The sequence below is a fragment of the Undibacterium sp. GW821-FHT11H02 genome (genome assembly GCF_058808015.1).
Genome location: NZ_JBXARG010000004.1, coordinates 130,047 through 145,907, shown reverse-complemented (window position 1 = coordinate 145,907; position 15,861 = coordinate 130,047). Strand labels below are relative to the sequence as shown.

At 46.3% G+C, this 15,861-nt stretch carries 13 protein-coding genes; 5 read left to right on the top strand and 8 right to left on the bottom strand.

Annotated features, from left to right (window positions below; genetic code table 11):
• Positions 1 to 132: 132 nt before the first annotated feature.
• From AC1RR2_RS05895 to AC1RR2_RS05880, 4 genes are read right to left on the bottom strand one after another with little or no spacing between them, the layout of a single operon-like run.
• Positions 133 to 2,313 (bottom strand): chemotaxis protein CheA, encoded by a 2,181-nt coding sequence (locus AC1RR2_RS05895; RefSeq protein WP_493221372.1) that lies wholly within the window; start codon positions 2,311 to 2,313, stop codon positions 133 to 135.
• Between the two features lie 44 nt (positions 2,314 to 2,357).
• On the bottom strand, positions 2,358 to 2,690 hold the full coding sequence (locus AC1RR2_RS05890; protein ID WP_493221371.1) for an STAS domain-containing protein: 333 nt from the start codon (positions 2,688 to 2,690) through the stop codon (positions 2,358 to 2,360).
• Positions 2,691 to 2,714: 24 nt separating this feature from the next.
• The gene (locus tag AC1RR2_RS05885; RefSeq protein WP_493221370.1) at positions 2,715 to 3,083 is read right to left on the bottom strand and encodes a response regulator; all 369 of its coding nucleotides are present in this window, start codon (positions 3,081 to 3,083) and stop codon (positions 2,715 to 2,717) included.
• A 9-nt stretch (positions 3,084 to 3,092) separates the two neighbouring features.
• Positions 3,093 to 4,241 (bottom strand): methyl-accepting chemotaxis protein, encoded by a 1,149-nt coding sequence (locus tag AC1RR2_RS05880; protein WP_493221369.1) that lies wholly within the window; start codon positions 4,239 to 4,241, stop codon positions 3,093 to 3,095.
• A gap of 777 nt (positions 4,242 to 5,018) precedes the next feature.
• On the opposite strand from AC1RR2_RS05880, the gene AC1RR2_RS05875 reads away from it, so the two are divergent.
• From AC1RR2_RS05875 to AC1RR2_RS05865, 3 genes are all read left to right on the top strand, one after another.
• Entirely contained in the window at positions 5,019 to 6,164 is a 1,146-nt protein-coding gene (locus AC1RR2_RS05875; RefSeq protein ID WP_493221368.1) for an NnrS family protein, read from the top strand.
• A gap of 127 nt (positions 6,165 to 6,291) precedes the next feature.
• The gene (locus AC1RR2_RS05870; protein WP_493221367.1) at positions 6,292 to 7,542 is read left to right on the top strand and encodes a cysteine desulfurase-like protein; all 1,251 of its coding nucleotides are present in this window, start codon (positions 6,292 to 6,294) and stop codon (positions 7,540 to 7,542) included.
• Between the two features lie 19 nt (positions 7,543 to 7,561).
• On the top strand, positions 7,562 to 8,461 hold the full coding sequence (locus AC1RR2_RS05865; protein WP_493221366.1) for a 5'-nucleotidase: 900 nt from the start codon (positions 7,562 to 7,564) through the stop codon (positions 8,459 to 8,461).
• Between the two features lie 112 nt (positions 8,462 to 8,573).
• Here AC1RR2_RS05865 and AC1RR2_RS05860 read toward each other — a convergent pair whose 3' ends face one another.
• Together AC1RR2_RS05860 and AC1RR2_RS05855 are read right to left on the bottom strand one after the other, a co-directional pair.
• Complete coding sequence (locus tag AC1RR2_RS05860; RefSeq protein WP_493221365.1) at positions 8,574 to 9,653, bottom strand: DnaJ-like protein C-terminal domain-containing protein; 1,080 nt, start codon at positions 9,651 to 9,653, stop codon at positions 8,574 to 8,576.
• 80 nt (positions 9,654 to 9,733) lie between these two features.
• Complete coding sequence (locus tag AC1RR2_RS05855) at positions 9,734 to 10,165, bottom strand: diacylglycerol kinase (protein WP_493221364.1); 432 nt, start codon at positions 10,163 to 10,165, stop codon at positions 9,734 to 9,736.
• Between the two features lie 239 nt (positions 10,166 to 10,404).
• On the opposite strand from AC1RR2_RS05855, the gene AC1RR2_RS05850 reads away from it, so the two are divergent.
• Positions 10,405 to 12,360, top strand: coding sequence for a GAF domain-containing sensor histidine kinase (locus AC1RR2_RS05850; protein WP_493221363.1), 1,956 nt, complete (start codon positions 10,405 to 10,407; stop codon positions 12,358 to 12,360).
• Positions 12,361 to 12,381: 21 nt separating this feature from the next.
• On the opposite strand, the gene AC1RR2_RS05845 is transcribed toward AC1RR2_RS05850, so the two are convergent.
• A complete protein-coding gene (locus AC1RR2_RS05845; RefSeq protein WP_493221362.1) occupies positions 12,382 to 13,893 on the bottom strand; it encodes a DUF3369 domain-containing protein in 1,512 nt (503 codons plus the stop codon).
• Between the two features lie 439 nt (positions 13,894 to 14,332).
• Here AC1RR2_RS05845 and AC1RR2_RS05840 point away from each other — a divergent pair, with 439 nt between their 5' ends.
• Positions 14,333 to 15,121: an IclR family transcriptional regulator gene (locus AC1RR2_RS05840; protein WP_493221361.1), complete on the top strand. Its 789-nt coding sequence runs from the start codon at positions 14,333 to 14,335 to the stop codon at positions 15,119 to 15,121.
• Positions 15,122 to 15,153: 32 nt separating this feature from the next.
• On the opposite strand, the gene lepB is transcribed toward AC1RR2_RS05840, so the two are convergent.
• A complete protein-coding gene (gene lepB, locus AC1RR2_RS05835) occupies positions 15,154 to 15,855 on the bottom strand; it encodes a signal peptidase I (protein ID WP_493221360.1) in 702 nt (233 codons plus the stop codon).
• Positions 15,856 to 15,861 lie beyond the last annotated feature (6 nt).

Here is a 15,861-nt window from a genome sequence, read left to right as displayed (position 1 = left end):
AATTCTGCTAAGAAAATCTAAGTAATGTCGTTACGTTTTGGATCACAATTTTTAACTTAATCAATACCTGTATTTGATTAAGACTACGGTCCGAATTCTAATTAATGCTTCACTCCAAAATAGGCAAGCAAATCAAGCCACTAACTGAGCCTGGTTGCCTAGATGCTTTTGATGTCGGTTTGATTTAAACAAACTGGCGATATCCAAAATTAATGCAACTGCACCACTGCCCAGTATGGTTGAGCCACTGATACACTCAATACCGTTAAACATCGGACTCAATGGTTTAATGACAGTCTGAAATTCACCCAGTAAAACATCGACGACCAAGCCTGCACGCTGATCACCATGTTTGATCACGACAATACTCTCACGACGTGTTTGAGCTGCCTGAACCCCAAACATATTGCGTAATCGTATGAAAGGTAATATCTGTCCACGCAAGTTGGTATAGTCATGCCCCGTCTCAGCGGAAAATTCTATGCATTCTTCTATCATGTCGAGAGGAATGACGAACACTGACTCTCCGACTTGCACCAAGAATCCATCAATGATGGCCAAGGTCAGTGGCAGCCGCACCGTCACGGTCGTACCAATTCCCTCTTCACTGTTTATGCCGACACTGCCACGCAGCGCGGTAATATTGCGTTTGACGACATCCATGCCAACACCACGGCCGGAAAGATTGGTAATGGTTTCAGCCGTAGAAAATCCAGGCTCAAAAATGAGACCGTATATTTCGCTGTCACTTAATTTATCCTCGGGATCGACCAATCCACGCTCTATCGCCTTTGCCAGAATACGGTCACGTTTTAAGCCACCACCATCGTCACTGACTTCGATCACGATGCTACCGGAATCATGAAAAGCATTTAGGCTGACCGTACCTCGAGCTGGCTTGCCACGGGCAAAACGTAACTCGCTAGACTCTATCCCATGGTCGATGGCGTTACGCACCAAATGCATCAAAGGATCACCAATTTTTTCAACGACAGTCTTGTCTAGTTCGGCATCTTCACCGTTCACGACCAAACCAATATCTTTACCAATTTCGCGTGAAACATCATGTACCACTCGTTGAAAGCGATTGAAAGTTGCACCAATCTTTACCATACGTAGTTCAAGCGCCGCATCTCTCACGTCTTCGACCAAACCTGACAAAGTCGAGGTAGCTTCCTGCAAAGCGACGTTCTGTAAATCCTGACCTATCATATTGGCGCGGGCACTGGCAATAATCAATTCCCCCACCAGATTAATCAATTGATCGAGCTTATCGGCATCGACACGGATCGATTTACTCTCTTGTGGTTTTTGATCGTTCGCTTTTTTCTGCTTTGCTAAGGCCGCATCCAGCACTTCCGGTTGCACGCTACCTTGTTCTACCAAAATTTTCCCTAGCGGTTCTGCTTTTGTATTTGCTTCTGCCTGTGCCACTAGGGCGATCTCTAATTCTCGCTCGGTCATACTGCCACAACGCACCAGAATTTCGCCCAAACGAGCGGGTCGCTCCGGTAACTGCGCAATCAATTGCAGATATTCTGAAATACGACTATTCGGCGGCAAAATGCGTAAGGCGCAATCATCGTGCACAAATTCAAACACCGCTTCGATAGTGGCTTTGTCGGCCTCTGTACTGAATGCAATCTCAAATCCCAAATAGCAAATTTCAGGATCCATTTCATCGGCGACCGGTATCGCATCCGGTATGGTGACGATCCTGACGATGCGACCTATCTTGCCCAAGTAGCGCAAAAAAGAAATCGGATCCATACCGTTTTGCAGCACTTGCGGCCCAAATCGTAAGGAGATATGCCAATGATCATTGTGACCTGGCTCCTCACCAATTCTCTCTAGCGGTTCTTGCTCCTGTGTGATCATTGCACCGCCAGACACAGCTTCGCTTGTCTTGCCTGCCTTATCGGTATCCAAGTACCGGTGTAACTGAGTCAGTAAGGGTTCGCCTTGTTGCAGCATCTCGGCATCAGCTTCAATTTGACCGTTTTCCAAAGCATCTGTCATACCCGACAGGTAGTCGCAGCAAGACAGTAATAAAACAATTAGTCCCTCACTAATTTCCAATGTGTCGTCGCGGACTTCATCGAGCAAGCTTTCCACTACATGGGTAAAACTAACGAAGTGATCGAGTCCAAACAAACCCGCCGAGCCTTTGATCGTATGCGCCGCACGAAAAATCGCGTTCACCGCCTCAGACTTATCATCTTTGTGTTCTATATTCAGTAAAGCATTTTCCATATCCTCCAACAACTCGCGACTTTCTGCGATGAAGGTTTGCAGGGCTTGGTCAAGATTCATCTGAAAGCCTTTGAAAGAAAAGTAAGTTACAAAGAAAAAAGCAATTACGCGCGACTTTGGGCACGCGGCGCAATCACTAATGCATCGCCAAAATAAGACGCGAGATCGAGCATTTCAAAAATCTCAATCACCGCTGGGCTATGACCCACCAGACGCAATTCACGTCCTTGAGAAAGCGCCGTCTGTTTTGTCAGCATCAAGACTTGCAGCCCTGCAGTATCCAACTCCGTCACGCCCGACAGATCGAGCTCCAGCGAGGTCGTTTTTACGAGTGCTTCAAGCAACAAAGGCTTGAGTTCTGCCGCACGGTAAATGCTCATCTCGCCTTCAATAGCCAAAGATGCCGATGTCGATTCAGACTGCATTTGCGATGTCATGCGATTTCCTTGAGAAATTAAGCGTTAGGGCAAAACGAGTTTTTGTACGGCATTGAGCAAGATCTCGGGGCGAAATGGTTTCACCACCCAGGCCTTAGCACCAGCGGCCTGACCTTCTTGCTTCTTACTTTCCTGAGATTCTGTGGTCAACATAATCACCGGCGTAAAGCGATAATTCGGCAATTTTTTGAGTTCCTTAACGAAGGTAATGCCATCCATATTCGGCATATTCACATCGCACACCACCAGATTGACTTTTTGCCCTGTCAGCTTGGACAGTGCATCCATGCCATCACGCCCCTCTATCACCTCGTATCCGGCACCTTTTAAGGCAATGCCTACAACCTGTCTCAACGACGCGGAATCGTCTATCACCATGATGGTCTTTGCCATGCATCCTCCTTAAAAAAATGTAACTTCATCATCAGGCCTAACCACGACAGCGGTGCTGCCATGATGGGCGGAATGTTCTTCTTTCATTGCGTAAGTTTTTTCGAGCTCGTTCAATAAAGTCGAAGCGAGCAAGGGCTCGAGTATTTGATCATCGGTGTAGCGCCGACGATTGTCAGCAAGGACAGTAGGTAGTAAGTCCATATTTTCACGCACGTGCGTCATGACCTGGCTCACCCTATCTTGGAACTGCAGTTGCACCAGCGCTTCACCGACTTCGGATTTGATGCCTATACTCTCTTGTTTGAGTTGCTCTGAAGACTGTACCAATGCGTCGGTAACAGTACGAAAATCTGTCAGTACTTTTTCTATCGTGCTCTCTGAACTCTGCATGGTCTGATCTTCATATGCACTGGAAAGCTCTGCTGCCTTGCAAGCGCTACTGATGGCACTACTGATCTTGCCAATGCGATCGCTAATGCTGCGGCCGGTTTCAGCCGAGCGATTTGACAAACTACGAACTTCACCAGCCACCACCGCAAAGCCGCGTCCAGCCTCACCGGCACGAGCCGCTTCAATCGCTGCATTTAAGGCGAGTAAGTTGGTCTGTGCCGCGATACTGGCGACATCTTCGGCCATGGCACGAAGCTCGCGTGTGAATTGTTCCAGCTCATGAATTTTTGCCAGCATTTCCTTCTTAGAAGACATCGCTGACTCCATAGAAGCTATCACGGTTCCTAATTGTTTTTCACTGTTAGCAAACACCGCGACTAAATCACCGCTCCCTCCGCTATCACTACTCATGCTAGAAGAATAGACGGCTTCATCGAGCTTATCGACGATGCCAGAAAAACGCTCGGCCAATTCTGATATGGCTGTTTCCATCTGACTACGGGAAGATTCAATGTGCCGACTCCAGACTGGCATCACCGTCTCACCAAAGCGTTGGCGACTATCCAAGTAAGCGGCAATATCGGGACTTGCTTCGGAATTGGCGATACCCAGTTGGCGACTAATAAAAAAACCAGCGACAAGCAAACTTGCAGCGGCTGCGATTGCCCCCCAACCAAAGCCAGATAAGACAATAATTTCGATTGCACCGAGCAGCGCTAAGCCTATAGGGTAAAGTCTGCCGCCTTCATTGCTAATTAGTTTATTCATGTGCGCTCTTCAAGGTTTTACACTTCTAACAGGAACTACAGCTCGATCAAAATGTTGCCCCACGGAACAATATAGTGCAATTAAAACTCAAACTCAATCGCATTCCTATAGCACTATGGTGCTATTGTCGTATTGCACTCACACCTTCGCACCTCCTGAATTTACGTGTAAATAAATTTCAATTCACACGCAACATTGGCGATCTGTGCCAGATATTGACTACACTGAAACCCGAAAAAATTGATACTGATGACCTGACTGCACCGTAGCAATGCGATTTTTTTGCTGATTGCATGGGACTCACCGAACTCAAGTCGGCGACCCATTTCGCATGCAATAAGGTGGCAATCAGTGACATGAATGATTCAATTTTTACGTGTAAGCGCACTGAACTAAGCCATCAAAAAAGATCTACCTTTTTGCACATTCTTCGTCAGCCATCTCCATTCTGAAAAAAATTTAGCCTAAAAGCGATTCTCAATTCCCATTAATTTGACCACGCACAGGCATCGCACCAACTAAAGATAGTTCAAAAAAACTCAATCAGCAATGTCAAGCTTATCGGTTAACTATCTTGAGTACGATCTGAGGTGATCGCGAGTCAAGTGCATCTAATGACAGCCAATAAGAATCGAGGTCAAGCCTGCGCTGACGAGTAAGAATTGGGGATAGCCTAAATTCATACCAATCTCTTGTTTTCGATCAAGAATCAATTCGTGGTTTACAACTATGATGGAGGCAACTCCTTGCACTCTCTTTTTCAAGACCACAAACATCATGAAACGCCTAGCTCTCGCCCCACATCGCCTGTATTTTTTTCTTGGCGCAGTCGCCGTCTTGATTTTATTTTCTTGGTGGTGGCTACATTTGCAAAGCGGACGCACATTGAACCTGCCATTACATGCATTACTCATGCCATTAGGCGTATTTCCATTATTCATTCTCGGATTTACCTTTACCGCTGGGCCTAAGTGGTTGGCGGTGAATGAGCCACCGCATAATTTCATACTGCATGGTGCTACCTATTTCGGTGGCGTCGTGTTGGTATTAATTGCCTCCACTTTTGAACTTAGCCCGCTACGTATGTCTGGTTTTGCCCTGATGCTGGCGGCATGGTGTGCTGTCACCGTACGCTGGGCACGACTACTGATCCATAGCCAGGTGAAAGACAAACGTCATCCGCAAGCTTTGTTACTGGCGATGCTGGGCGGTATGCTGGCAATTTTTTGCGCTTTTTTGTGGAGTGCAGGTTTAAGTGAGGCTTGGATCGCTGCGCGCCAACTGGCCTTTTTTGCTTTCCTATTGCCTGTGTTTTTGACGGTTTGTCATCGCATGCTGCCCTTCTTTAGCAGCAATGTAATCAAGCCCTATACGATGTGGCGCCCTTACTGGTTATTGGCAACTTGGATAGCAGCTTGCTGGGCTTTGGCAATTGCCGGCATCTTTGGCGCGCATTTACTAGAGGCTTTGATCGCCACATTACTCAGTTTTAGTTTTGCGAATACTTCGTGGCGTTGGGGCTTGTTCCGCAGCTTGCAAAATCGCTTATTGGCGATGTTGCACCTGTCATTTGCCTGGCTCGCGATTGTTTTTGCATTGCAGGCTGCGAGTGCTTTTGGGGTACAAATAGGCTCTGCCATGGTGCATGCCTTGGCTTTAGGATTTATGGGAACGATGTTGGTGGGCTTTGTCAGCCGGGTCAGTTTTGGGCATAGTGGCCGGCCACTGCAGGTCAATAATTTACTGTGGGCTATTTATCTGGCATTGCATGTAGCTGCGTTGTTACGTGTTGCCGCCAGCGTGACTGCCATCCCTTATATGTTGAACTTGTCAGCCAGTGTCTGGTTGCTACTCTTACTCACTTGGGTCGCTTTAATGCTACCTATTTATCTGGGTGCTCGTGCCGACGGACAACCAGGCTAGACGTGCTGGTTTGTGTAGAAATATCGAGTGCTGTAGTTGCTGGCACATCGCCTATCACATTGCCGATCAATGCGCACCCGAATCGTGATATGTTTATGCCCGTTCCCACACAGGCAATTACATTCACATGCAAGCTTTATCCCCTAGTCAAATCAACGCGGTACGGGCTGAATTTCCCGCACTGCAAATCCCCGGGCAATGCGTTTTTCTCGATAATGCCGGCGGCTCTCAAGTCTTAAAACGGGTTGCCGACCGAATTCACGACTATCTGTTGACGACCAGCGTGCAGTTGGGCGCCAGTTATTCTAGCTCCACCGTTGCGAGTGCAAGAGTGCTGGATGCGAGAAAAGCGATTGCTGAACTGATCAATGCGGCAGATGATCGTGAAATCGTGATGGGTGGATCAACTACTGGCTTGATGTTTCAACTCATACAGTCCATTCTTCCCTCGATACAGGCTGGCGACGAAATTATTTTGACAAATACCGATCATGAGGCCAACGTCGGTGCCTGGAAGCGTCTGCAACAAGCCGGCGCTATTGTCAAAATCTGGCAAGTCAATCCAAAAACGCTGCAACTCGATTTAGACGATTTAGACAACTTACTGAGCATCAAGACCAAATGGCTGGCGATGACTTTTGCCTCTAATGTACTCGGCACCATCAACCCAGCCGCCGAAGTCGCACGCCGTGTACATGCGGTTGGTGGCCGCGTCTGTATTGATGCAGTGGCATACGCACCGCATCGTTTAGTCGACGTGCAAGCGAGTGGTGCGGACGTTTTGGTCTTCAGTTTCTACAAAGTCTTCGGTCCCCACTATGCGGTACTGTGGGGAAAATACGGACTCCTACATCGCCTCGCAAATTTGAATCATTTTTTTATCGCTGAAGATAATCTGCCTTACAAACTGCAACCGGGCAATGTGAATTTCGAATTGTCGTACGGCTGCCGAGGTATTACTGATTATTTAGTCGCAATGGGGACACAATTTGGTGGTAGCGGCAGTCGTCGTGAACTAATGCAATTAGCGTTTGATAAATTCGAAGCACATGAAAATTTCTTAGCCGAACGCCTGCTCGCATTCTTACGCAGCAAAAAGACCGTCAAAATTATTGGACTATCACAAGTGCAGGAAAACGGTATCAGCCGAGTGCCAACAATTAGTTTTGTGGTCGCGGAGACGCCATCGGAGGCGATCGTCAGCCACATCGATCAATTCAATATGGGTATACGCTTTGGCGATTTTTATGCGCGCCATCTGATCGCCGCATTAGGCTTAGAAAAATACGGCGGTGTCGTTCGCGTGTCGATTGCGCATTACAATACAGTGGAAGAAATTGATGCTTTAATTTCTCACCTAAACGACTTTATTCAATAACTATCGCAACATACTCACCATGCCTTTCTCTCTCGATAAATTACTGGTCGTTGGCATTTCTTCCCGTGCACTGTTTGACCTGGAAGCCGAAGAATTGATTTTTCAAGATCAAGGCTTAGATGCCTATCGTCAGCATCAACTCGAACATGAAAATAAGATTCTCAAGCCTGGTGCAGGCTTCGCACTGGTGAAAGCTTTATTAAAGCTAAACCATCTGACACCAGGCAATCGCTTGGTCGAAGTGGTCATCATGTCGCGCAACTCCTCCGAAACTTCCTTGCGCATATTTAATTCTATCGAACACTATGGATTGGATATTAGTCGTGCCGCCTTGGCAGGGGGCGCACCGCTGTCTCCGTATTTGCAAGCCTTTAATGTCAGTCTTTTTCTATCGTTGCATGAAGACGATGTGCAAGCGGCAGTGAATGCGGGCATCGCTTCTGCCTTGCTCTATCAATTAGCCGAGAACGTCGCCGACCTCGATCAAATTCGCATCGCATTTGACGGCGATGCGGTCATTTTTTCGGATGAAGCAGAGAAAATCTATCAATCACAAGGCATAGAAGCGTTCGAACAGCACGAGCGAGACAATGCAAAAAAACCTTTACCGGAAGGCCCGTTCGCCCGCTTGCTCGTGGCCTTGTCCTACATACAGAATAATTTCAAAGCCCCCGACGGTCGCGCTCTACCGTTACGTACGGCATTGGTGACCGCACGTTCTTCACCTGCCCATGAAAGAGTGATCCGCACTTTGCGCGCCTGGAATATCGCAATTGATGAAACTTTTTTCATGGGCGGCGTGAATAAATCAGCTGTACTGGCTGCATTTAAACCCCATATGTTTTTTGACGATCAACATGGTCATTGCATGCATGCTTCTAGTGTGGTGCCAACTGGCCGTGTGCCTTACAAGCAGTGACCAATACAAATCATTTTCACTGTATTGATATTTGCTTAAAAAAACCTAAAAAAAAACGGATTCTGAAGTGCTCAGAATCCGTTTTTTACGCATCATTTTGATGCCACTCAACTTAACGCAGATTCAACCATCCCCGCTCTTCAACCCGCACGGTTTGTGTTCTTCCACCATTCATGCTGTAGGTCACCCAAAGAAATTTGGCAACATCAGGCGCCGGGTCTCCGCCTAAGATATTGTTTTCAACGCGCAGCTCTAAACGACCATTATTTACCAAAGAACGCAGTTGGCGACTTACATCTATCTTGCGTGATTCAATACCATAATAAGCACTGATAATATTCAGCTGTTTGGCTTCAAATGATCTATCACGGTTATCGTATCGGCCATCATTACGGTCGTTATTGCGATTATCGTTACGACCATCATTGTTGCGGTCATTGTTGCGGTCATTGTTGTCACCCCACCCCCCTTTGTGCTCACCACGATTTCCCCAATTGCCGCGGCCCCAGCTCTTGAACATAGCGCCATCCACTACGCTACCTTCACTGTATTCAAAAGTACGCATTTCTCCGCGTGCTCCACGTGCATAAATACGTAAGGTCTTAATCCGGTTAGGATGGGGATCAACACCAAAACTACGATTCCCCATGCGGAAATTTCTGTCGTTACGTGCCAGCTCTTTCAGCCTATCGGTGACATCGACGTTACGTTCCGCGGTACCATAAAGCGCACGCAGAATTTGGAATTCGCCATCGTCACGATCATCCCTGTCCGCTCTGTCATTGCCATTATGGCGCGAGTCAGGATTGTCCCAACCGCCGCGATAATCGCCATCACGTCCCCAATTACCTCCACCCCAACCCTTAAATAAAGCACCATCAACCAAGCTGCCTTCGCGATATTCAAACGTGCGCGTTTCACCGCGATCGCTGCGAGCATAAATACGCAAAGTTTTTACACGATTTGGATGGGGATCTATGCCAAAGCTCTCATTACCCATACGAAAATTCACATCACGGCGAGCTAAGTCTTTCAGCGCAGGCGTCACATCTACATTGCGTTCCGCAGTGCCATAACGTGCATGCAGGATTTGAAATTGTCCATCATCTCGCTGTGCTAATGCCACGTTCATCAGGCTGCACAAGAGTGCGAATAGAACCAGACTTTTAAAATAGATTTTTTGCAGGATCATGATTAACTCATCAAAAAGTGTGAAGTAAGCTGATAACGAACTGGGACGTGACTTGGTGCACGCCAACTCATAAAATTTAATTAATAGTAGAAACGGTCAAACAAGATCACAGTCCAGGTCGCCAGCGCTAACAAAAAAGTCAATAAAACAGCAGCGCTACCAAAATCCTTAGCATTTTTTGATAAGGCATGACGCTCTAGCGAAACACGATCAACTACCGCTTCAATGGCGGAGTTCAACAACTCAACTATGAGCATCAAGACCAAAACAGCGATCATCAATAGTTTTTCAAATGCGGACACGGGTAAACTCAAAGCGATTACCGCACCAATCACGACCAGCACTAATTCCTGACGAAACGCATGCTCTTGGCGCCATGCCGCCTGCAAACCGTCGAGGGAGTAAAAGAAGGCGGAGAAAATGCGTTTAAGTCCACTTTTACTTTTGAATTCACTCAGCTCGGCCTGGGTGTCGCCTTTTTCTTGCTGTCCTAGCTTATCAGGTGGCTGCATGAAAATGTCCTTCAGATCAAAAAATGTAATAGCAAATTCTATCAGGTGTATATGACGAATTGAATAAATCCTGACCTGTTTAAAAATAGCGAAAGAGAAATGAATTCCAAAATCCACAAAAAGCCCACAAGGCAATTTCATTTCAAACGGATTTAGACTAAGCTTGCTGAATCGAGATTCCCACTTCAAGGACTCCCACGCAATACGCTCTAAACAGAAATTCGAAGAAAGGACGCGTCATGGAAAGTCGCTTACAACGTTTAGAGGCAGTGCAATCTATGGTACTGGAGATTGCCAAAATTTCTTCCAACACCAACGACTTACGTGAATTTCTGTATGCAATACATATGGCATTGAGCCGCATTATGTACGCTAAGAATTTTTATATTGCACTTTATAATTCTGATGACGATACCCTACAGTTCGCCTACTTTTTAGATGAAGTCGATCCAGCACCCGATCCGGAAAAACGCTTCAAATTGGAAGCCCCAGGCTCCTCATTCACTAAGTGGGTGATCTTAAATCGCAAACCCTTGGTCGCAACGGCGGCTGAGATGGTCACCATCCGTGCTGAAGAACAAATTGGTGTTACCGGTGCGCCGTCTGAACATTGGATGGGCTATCCCTTAATTGATCATAATAAGCGCATCCTGGGCGCGATGGTAATACAAAGCTATGACAAACAATATTTATACAGCGCTGAAGATCAGGCCTTATTTGAATTAATTGCCAGCCATGTTTCCAACGCTTTAGAAGTTTTTCAAAGTGTCGATCGATTGGAACGTGCGGTACAAGAACGTACCTCATTGCTTGCCCACGAAATTGCCGAACGGCGTCGCTCAGAAAAAATTCAAAGCGCGCTGTATGCGATCGCTGAACTCTCATTTTCAGGGGAAGAAGGTAATCACTTATATAAAAAATTACATCTGATCGTTGAGAACTTAATTGTCGCCAAAAATTTTATGGTGGCGATCTATCATCAAGAAAACGAAGAAATTAGTATTCAATATTTTGTCGACGAAAAAGATCCTGTCCCCACGCATTCGCACTTCCCTCTAGGCGTAGGCATGACTTCATTCGTAATACGCACGGGCAAAGCCCAATTGATTGATAAAATTCGTTTACAACAATTGATCGAAGACGGTGAAATTCGCCAGGTTTTAGGTGGCAGTGATATTGAAAGCTGGATAGGCGCGCCAATCTTAATTAAAGACAAAATTTATGGTGTCATCATTGTGCAGAGCTATGATTTGCACCACACCTATACGCATGCCGATCTGGATTTATTAGCCTTTGTCGCCAGCCATATCGCGGTGGCCATTGCGCGCATGAATGCCGATAGAGAATTACGTCAGGCCAAAGCGAACCTGGAGCACCAAAATAATGCGTTAAATGAAGCCCTGCTGGCACTACAAGAAGCGCAGACAGAATTAGTAAGACAAGAAAAACTCGCTTCCTTAGGTGGCTTGGTTGCAGGTGTCGCCCATGAAATTAATACCCCATTGGGTATCTGCGTTACGGCAACCAGCCACTTGATAGAAGAAGTCCGCTTGACCCGTAAAGACATCGCCGCCGCGCAATTTGATGATACGCAACGCGATCAGTTTTTAGAGATTCTCGATCAAAGTCTGCGCATACTCAGCACCAATACCAAACGAGCGGCAGCACTGGTGCGTAGCTTTAAGCAAGTTGCAGTCGATCAAACCTCTAACGATAAACGTAAGTTTCAATTAGCCACTTACTTGAATGAGATTTTGGTATCGCTACAACCCAAGCTCAAGGGTCGGCACGTAGCGATCAGCATAGATTGCCCGGAGAACCTGATCATTGATAGTTACCCTGGTGCCTTCTCACAAATCCTAACCAATTTCGTGATGAATTCTCTGACGCATGGTTTCGAAAATCTCAGTCAGGGGAAAATACAAATACAATTTGAAGTTGAAGATGATGATTTGAAATTTCTGTACCAAGACAACGGCCATGGCATGGATAAAGAAGCCTTGGGTAAATTATTTGACCCTTTTTATACGACTAAGCGAGGTCAAGGCGGCAGCGGACTTGGTACCCACATCGTGTACAACCTCGTCACCAGCTTATTAGGTGGCAGCATTAAAGCGCAATCAACTCCAGGTGCAGGTTTAGTTTATCAATTACGTTTTCCCTTGCATGCTAAGTTAGCCGCAAAATCATCGTAATAGCGCAAAAAAAGGAATAAATTAGTCGGGATAGCGTTGATTAATATCGACCGCCTTATCAACATTTTGTATCAAGAGTTCTACAAACTGCGGATCAAGATGACTGCCGCTCACGCTCTTTAAATGGGCGATCACCTGGTCAACTGGCCAGGCTACTTTATAAACCCGGGCATGCATCAGGGCGTCAAAAACATCGGCTACAGCAACAATGCGGGCATAGATATGAATTTCGCTACCGACTAAGCCTTGCGGATAACCAGAGCCATCAAACTTCTCGTGATGCTGATGTGCAATGATGGATGCGGCACGTAAGATAGGTCTATGCGAGCCATCCAAAATCGACATCCCGACTTCTGGATGCATCTTCATGATATCCCACTCACTTTGATCCAATTTACCTGGCTTGAGCAACACCGCATCGGGTGTCGCGATCTTGCCAATATCGTGCATAGGAGCGGCTTGCTTTAATATGGCGGCTTCGTCTGGGTCCATGCCAGAAGTAATTGCTATCAGATAGCACACCTCAGCCATACGTCGCACATGATTTCCTGCTTCCGAGGAGCGCGATTCGACCACATCACCAAGGCGCATAATCAGCTCCCCCTGGGTGTCACTGATTTCTTGATTAAGCAAAATATTATCGAAAGCAATGGCGACACCTGAGGAAAAAACCTCTAATAATTTGGCGTCTATCTCACTGACACTTTCCACACCTTGCAATACCAGCAATGATGCTTTGCCACTCTCGTTAGGAAAATAGCCTACATAAGTATCGCCGAATAAATGCGAAATGCGATTGATCGTCACTTGTTGTAAGTGCTCCAGCAACTCCTGATTGAACAACTGATGATCATCATCAAAATTGCCTATTTTTGCCAGCACTTCATAGGAATTTTCACCCGAAACACCACTTGCACCACGTAGGCGCAGTAACATGCTTTTTTCCAGGCGCAACAAGGCCACCACTTGTTGCAGCAAGCCATTGGCGAAGTCATGCATATTTCTTTGTTGATAGATATGGGCAGAGGCTTCAATCACGCGCTCTAAACCCTCACGATATGTCACTTGAAAACGCCGCGCTTCTTCCACGGTATAGATGTCGCGATAAGCCCGTAAGGCTGCGAACGTGGTCGTAAATAATTTAGTGCGGTCGAGTTCAGTTTTTTCTTTGTAATCATTGATATCGTAATCGACTATGACACTTTCTTCTGGCGCTTGTCCCGGTTGCCCGGTGCGCAATACGATGCGGGTGAATTGATTTCTTAAATCCTGGCGCATCCAGCGTGCGACTTCCAATCCGCTGTTTTCCGACTCCATCACTACATCCAAAAATACTAAAGCGATATCGGGCTCACGACTCAGTATTTCTTTCGCCTCAGGGCCGCTATAAGCATCAAAAAACTGCAAGCGCCGGCCATCTAATTCAAAGCGATGCAAAGTCAACTTGGTCACATCATGGATGTCAGGCTCATCATCCACCAACAGAATTTTCCATGGTGCCGATTTTGATGAAACTGGTGAGGTATTCGACATAGACCGCATTTCCCTAAAAAAAATGAAGCAGCAGACAAAACCAGAGGCGCCAAATCAAGGATATCAAGACTATTGTTCATTAGGACTCACGCAAAATTGCGCTGGCTAGGCGGAGAGCCGAAGACAGTACAAATGTACGGCGAGGCGAATCCAACGACGCCAGAGTCTGTTTTGCGTAAGTCCTAAAGTATATTAATCGTCTAATTCGATAGTACACCGAAGAAAAGCAGAAGCGGAAAAAAATTCTGCCTAGCAACACCACTTTCCACAAATTTATAGACGCAGATGCTAGCTAGCAAATATTTTTTTCATATTTAACAAGATAATCACTTATCGTGAAGCAAAGTCTTACAACAATCACCGAAATAGAATCTTTAGTTCAACACAGTGATTTCACATCATGGTATAAAGAGATTTATTGCAATGCACCATCCACATTATGAAAAACGACGCGCCAATTTCCGCTGAAAAAACTTCGATACAAGTAATCGAGCGCATGGTCTCATTATTAGATGCGCTGTCACGCTATCACGATCCGGTTAGTCTCAAAGAACTGGCTAGTGTAACTGGCTTACATCCGTCTACCGCACATCGCATTTTGAATGATCTTTGTATCACCCGCTTTGTGGATCGCGCTGATACCGGCACGTATCGACTTGGCATGCGCCTACTAGAACTAGGTAATATTGTTAAGAGTCGTTTGGATGTCCGCGAAGCTGCTTTAGAATTTATGCGTAATCTGCATCGCATCACCAATCAAACCATTAATTTATCGGTACGTCAGGGTGACGAAATTGTCTACATTGATCGTGCATTTTCTGAACGTTCAGGCATGCAAGTCGTGCGTGCGATCGGTGGTCGTGCTCCATTACATCTGACATCGACTGGCAAAATCTTTTTGTCGATTGATGAGCCGAAAGCGCTACGCGCTTATATCACGCGTACAGGCTTAGCCGGACACAATAAGAATTCAATAACCGACGTCGCGAAACTAGAACGTGAGTTAGCCGCCGTACGCAGCAATGGCTACGCGCGCGACAATGAAGAATTAGAGCTGGGAGTACGTTGTATGGCCGCCGGCATTCACGATGACAGCGGCAAAATGATCGCAGGACTGTCGATCTCAGCACCAGCAGATCGCTTGCAAGAAGCTTGGCTGGGTGATTTGATCAGTACCGCTGAACAGATTTCAGCGGCACTGGGTTATGTGCCTAAAACCGCGAAATAAAAAATTTAAACACGTAGAGTTGATACTGCAACTTATTGCGCCGATTGTGTCAGCTTTGCACCAAAACGCTCAACGCGCGGCAAGTAATAATTATCGTAATCGAGCGAAAACATCAAACGATTGACACGACCCGTAATCAATTCGCGTTTCACCAAGCCGTAAAAACGGGAATCATTACTGTTATCACGGTTATCACCTAACATCATGTAGTGGCCTGCAGGCACCGTCACTGGATCAAACGAGCGCAATGCCGGACGTTCAGGCATGACTAAAATATTGTGTTGCAAGCTACCGAGTTTTTCGGTGTACATCAACTGCTGATTTGGGTATTCCCGCTTAGGCGTAAGGTGCGCAGGATCAGGTTCTGCGACTTCTGAGTAATCGGCCAATTGTCCGTTAATAATCAACTTTTGATCCCGCATTTCAACCACATCACCTGGCAGGCCTATCACGCGCTTAATTAAACGCACACCATCGGCAGGCGAGCTAAAAGTCACAATATCACCTCGCTGTGGATCACCGACTTGCTTCAAAATTACATCCGTGAATGGCAGCTTGATATCGTAAGCAATGCGATTAGCAATCACTCTATCGCCTTCTAACAAATGCGGATACATAGAGCTTGACGGCACCACATACCAATCCGCTAAAGCGCTACGCATCAAAATCATGCCGGCAACAAAGAATAAGAAAGTCTTATTGTCGGCAATTAATTTGCGTAAATTAAAGTTCATGATAAA

Bases quoted from the DNA above. Each gene is read 5' to 3' on its own strand.
- AC1RR2_RS05885 (WP_493221370.1), bottom strand. From the start codon at position 3,083: ATGGCAAAGACCATCATGGTGATAGACGATTCCGCGTCGTTGAGACAG.
- AC1RR2_RS05875 (WP_493221368.1), top strand. From the start codon at position 5,019: ATGAAACGCCTAGCTCTCGCCCCACATCGCCTGTATTTTTTTCTTGGC.
- AC1RR2_RS05855 (WP_493221364.1), bottom strand. From the start codon at position 10,165: ATGCAGCCACCTGATAAGCTAGGACAGCAAGAAAAAGGCGACACCCAG.
- AC1RR2_RS05895 (WP_493221372.1), bottom strand. From the start codon at position 2,313: ATGAATCTTGACCAAGCCCTGCAAACCTTCATCGCAGAAAGTCGCGAG.
- AC1RR2_RS05865 (WP_493221366.1), top strand. From the start codon at position 7,562: ATGCCTTTCTCTCTCGATAAATTACTGGTCGTTGGCATTTCTTCCCGT.
- AC1RR2_RS05845 (WP_493221362.1), bottom strand. From the start codon at position 13,893: ATGTCGAATACCTCACCAGTTTCATCAAAATCGGCACCATGGAAAATT.
- AC1RR2_RS05840 (WP_493221361.1), top strand. From the start codon at position 14,333: ATGAAAAACGACGCGCCAATTTCCGCTGAAAAAACTTCGATACAAGTA.
- AC1RR2_RS05870 (WP_493221367.1), top strand. From the start codon at position 6,292: ATGCAAGCTTTATCCCCTAGTCAAATCAACGCGGTACGGGCTGAATTT.
- AC1RR2_RS05890 (WP_493221371.1), bottom strand. From the start codon at position 2,690: ATGACATCGCAAATGCAGTCTGAATCGACATCGGCATCTTTGGCTATT.
- AC1RR2_RS05850 (WP_493221363.1), top strand. From the start codon at position 10,405: ATGGAAAGTCGCTTACAACGTTTAGAGGCAGTGCAATCTATGGTACTG.
- AC1RR2_RS05880 (WP_493221369.1), bottom strand. From the start codon at position 4,241: ATGAATAAACTAATTAGCAATGAAGGCGGCAGACTTTACCCTATAGGC.
- AC1RR2_RS05860 (WP_493221365.1), bottom strand. From the start codon at position 9,653: ATGATCCTGCAAAAAATCTATTTTAAAAGTCTGGTTCTATTCGCACTC.
- lepB (WP_493221360.1), bottom strand. From the start codon at position 15,855: ATGAACTTTAATTTACGCAAATTAATTGCCGACAATAAGACTTTCTTA.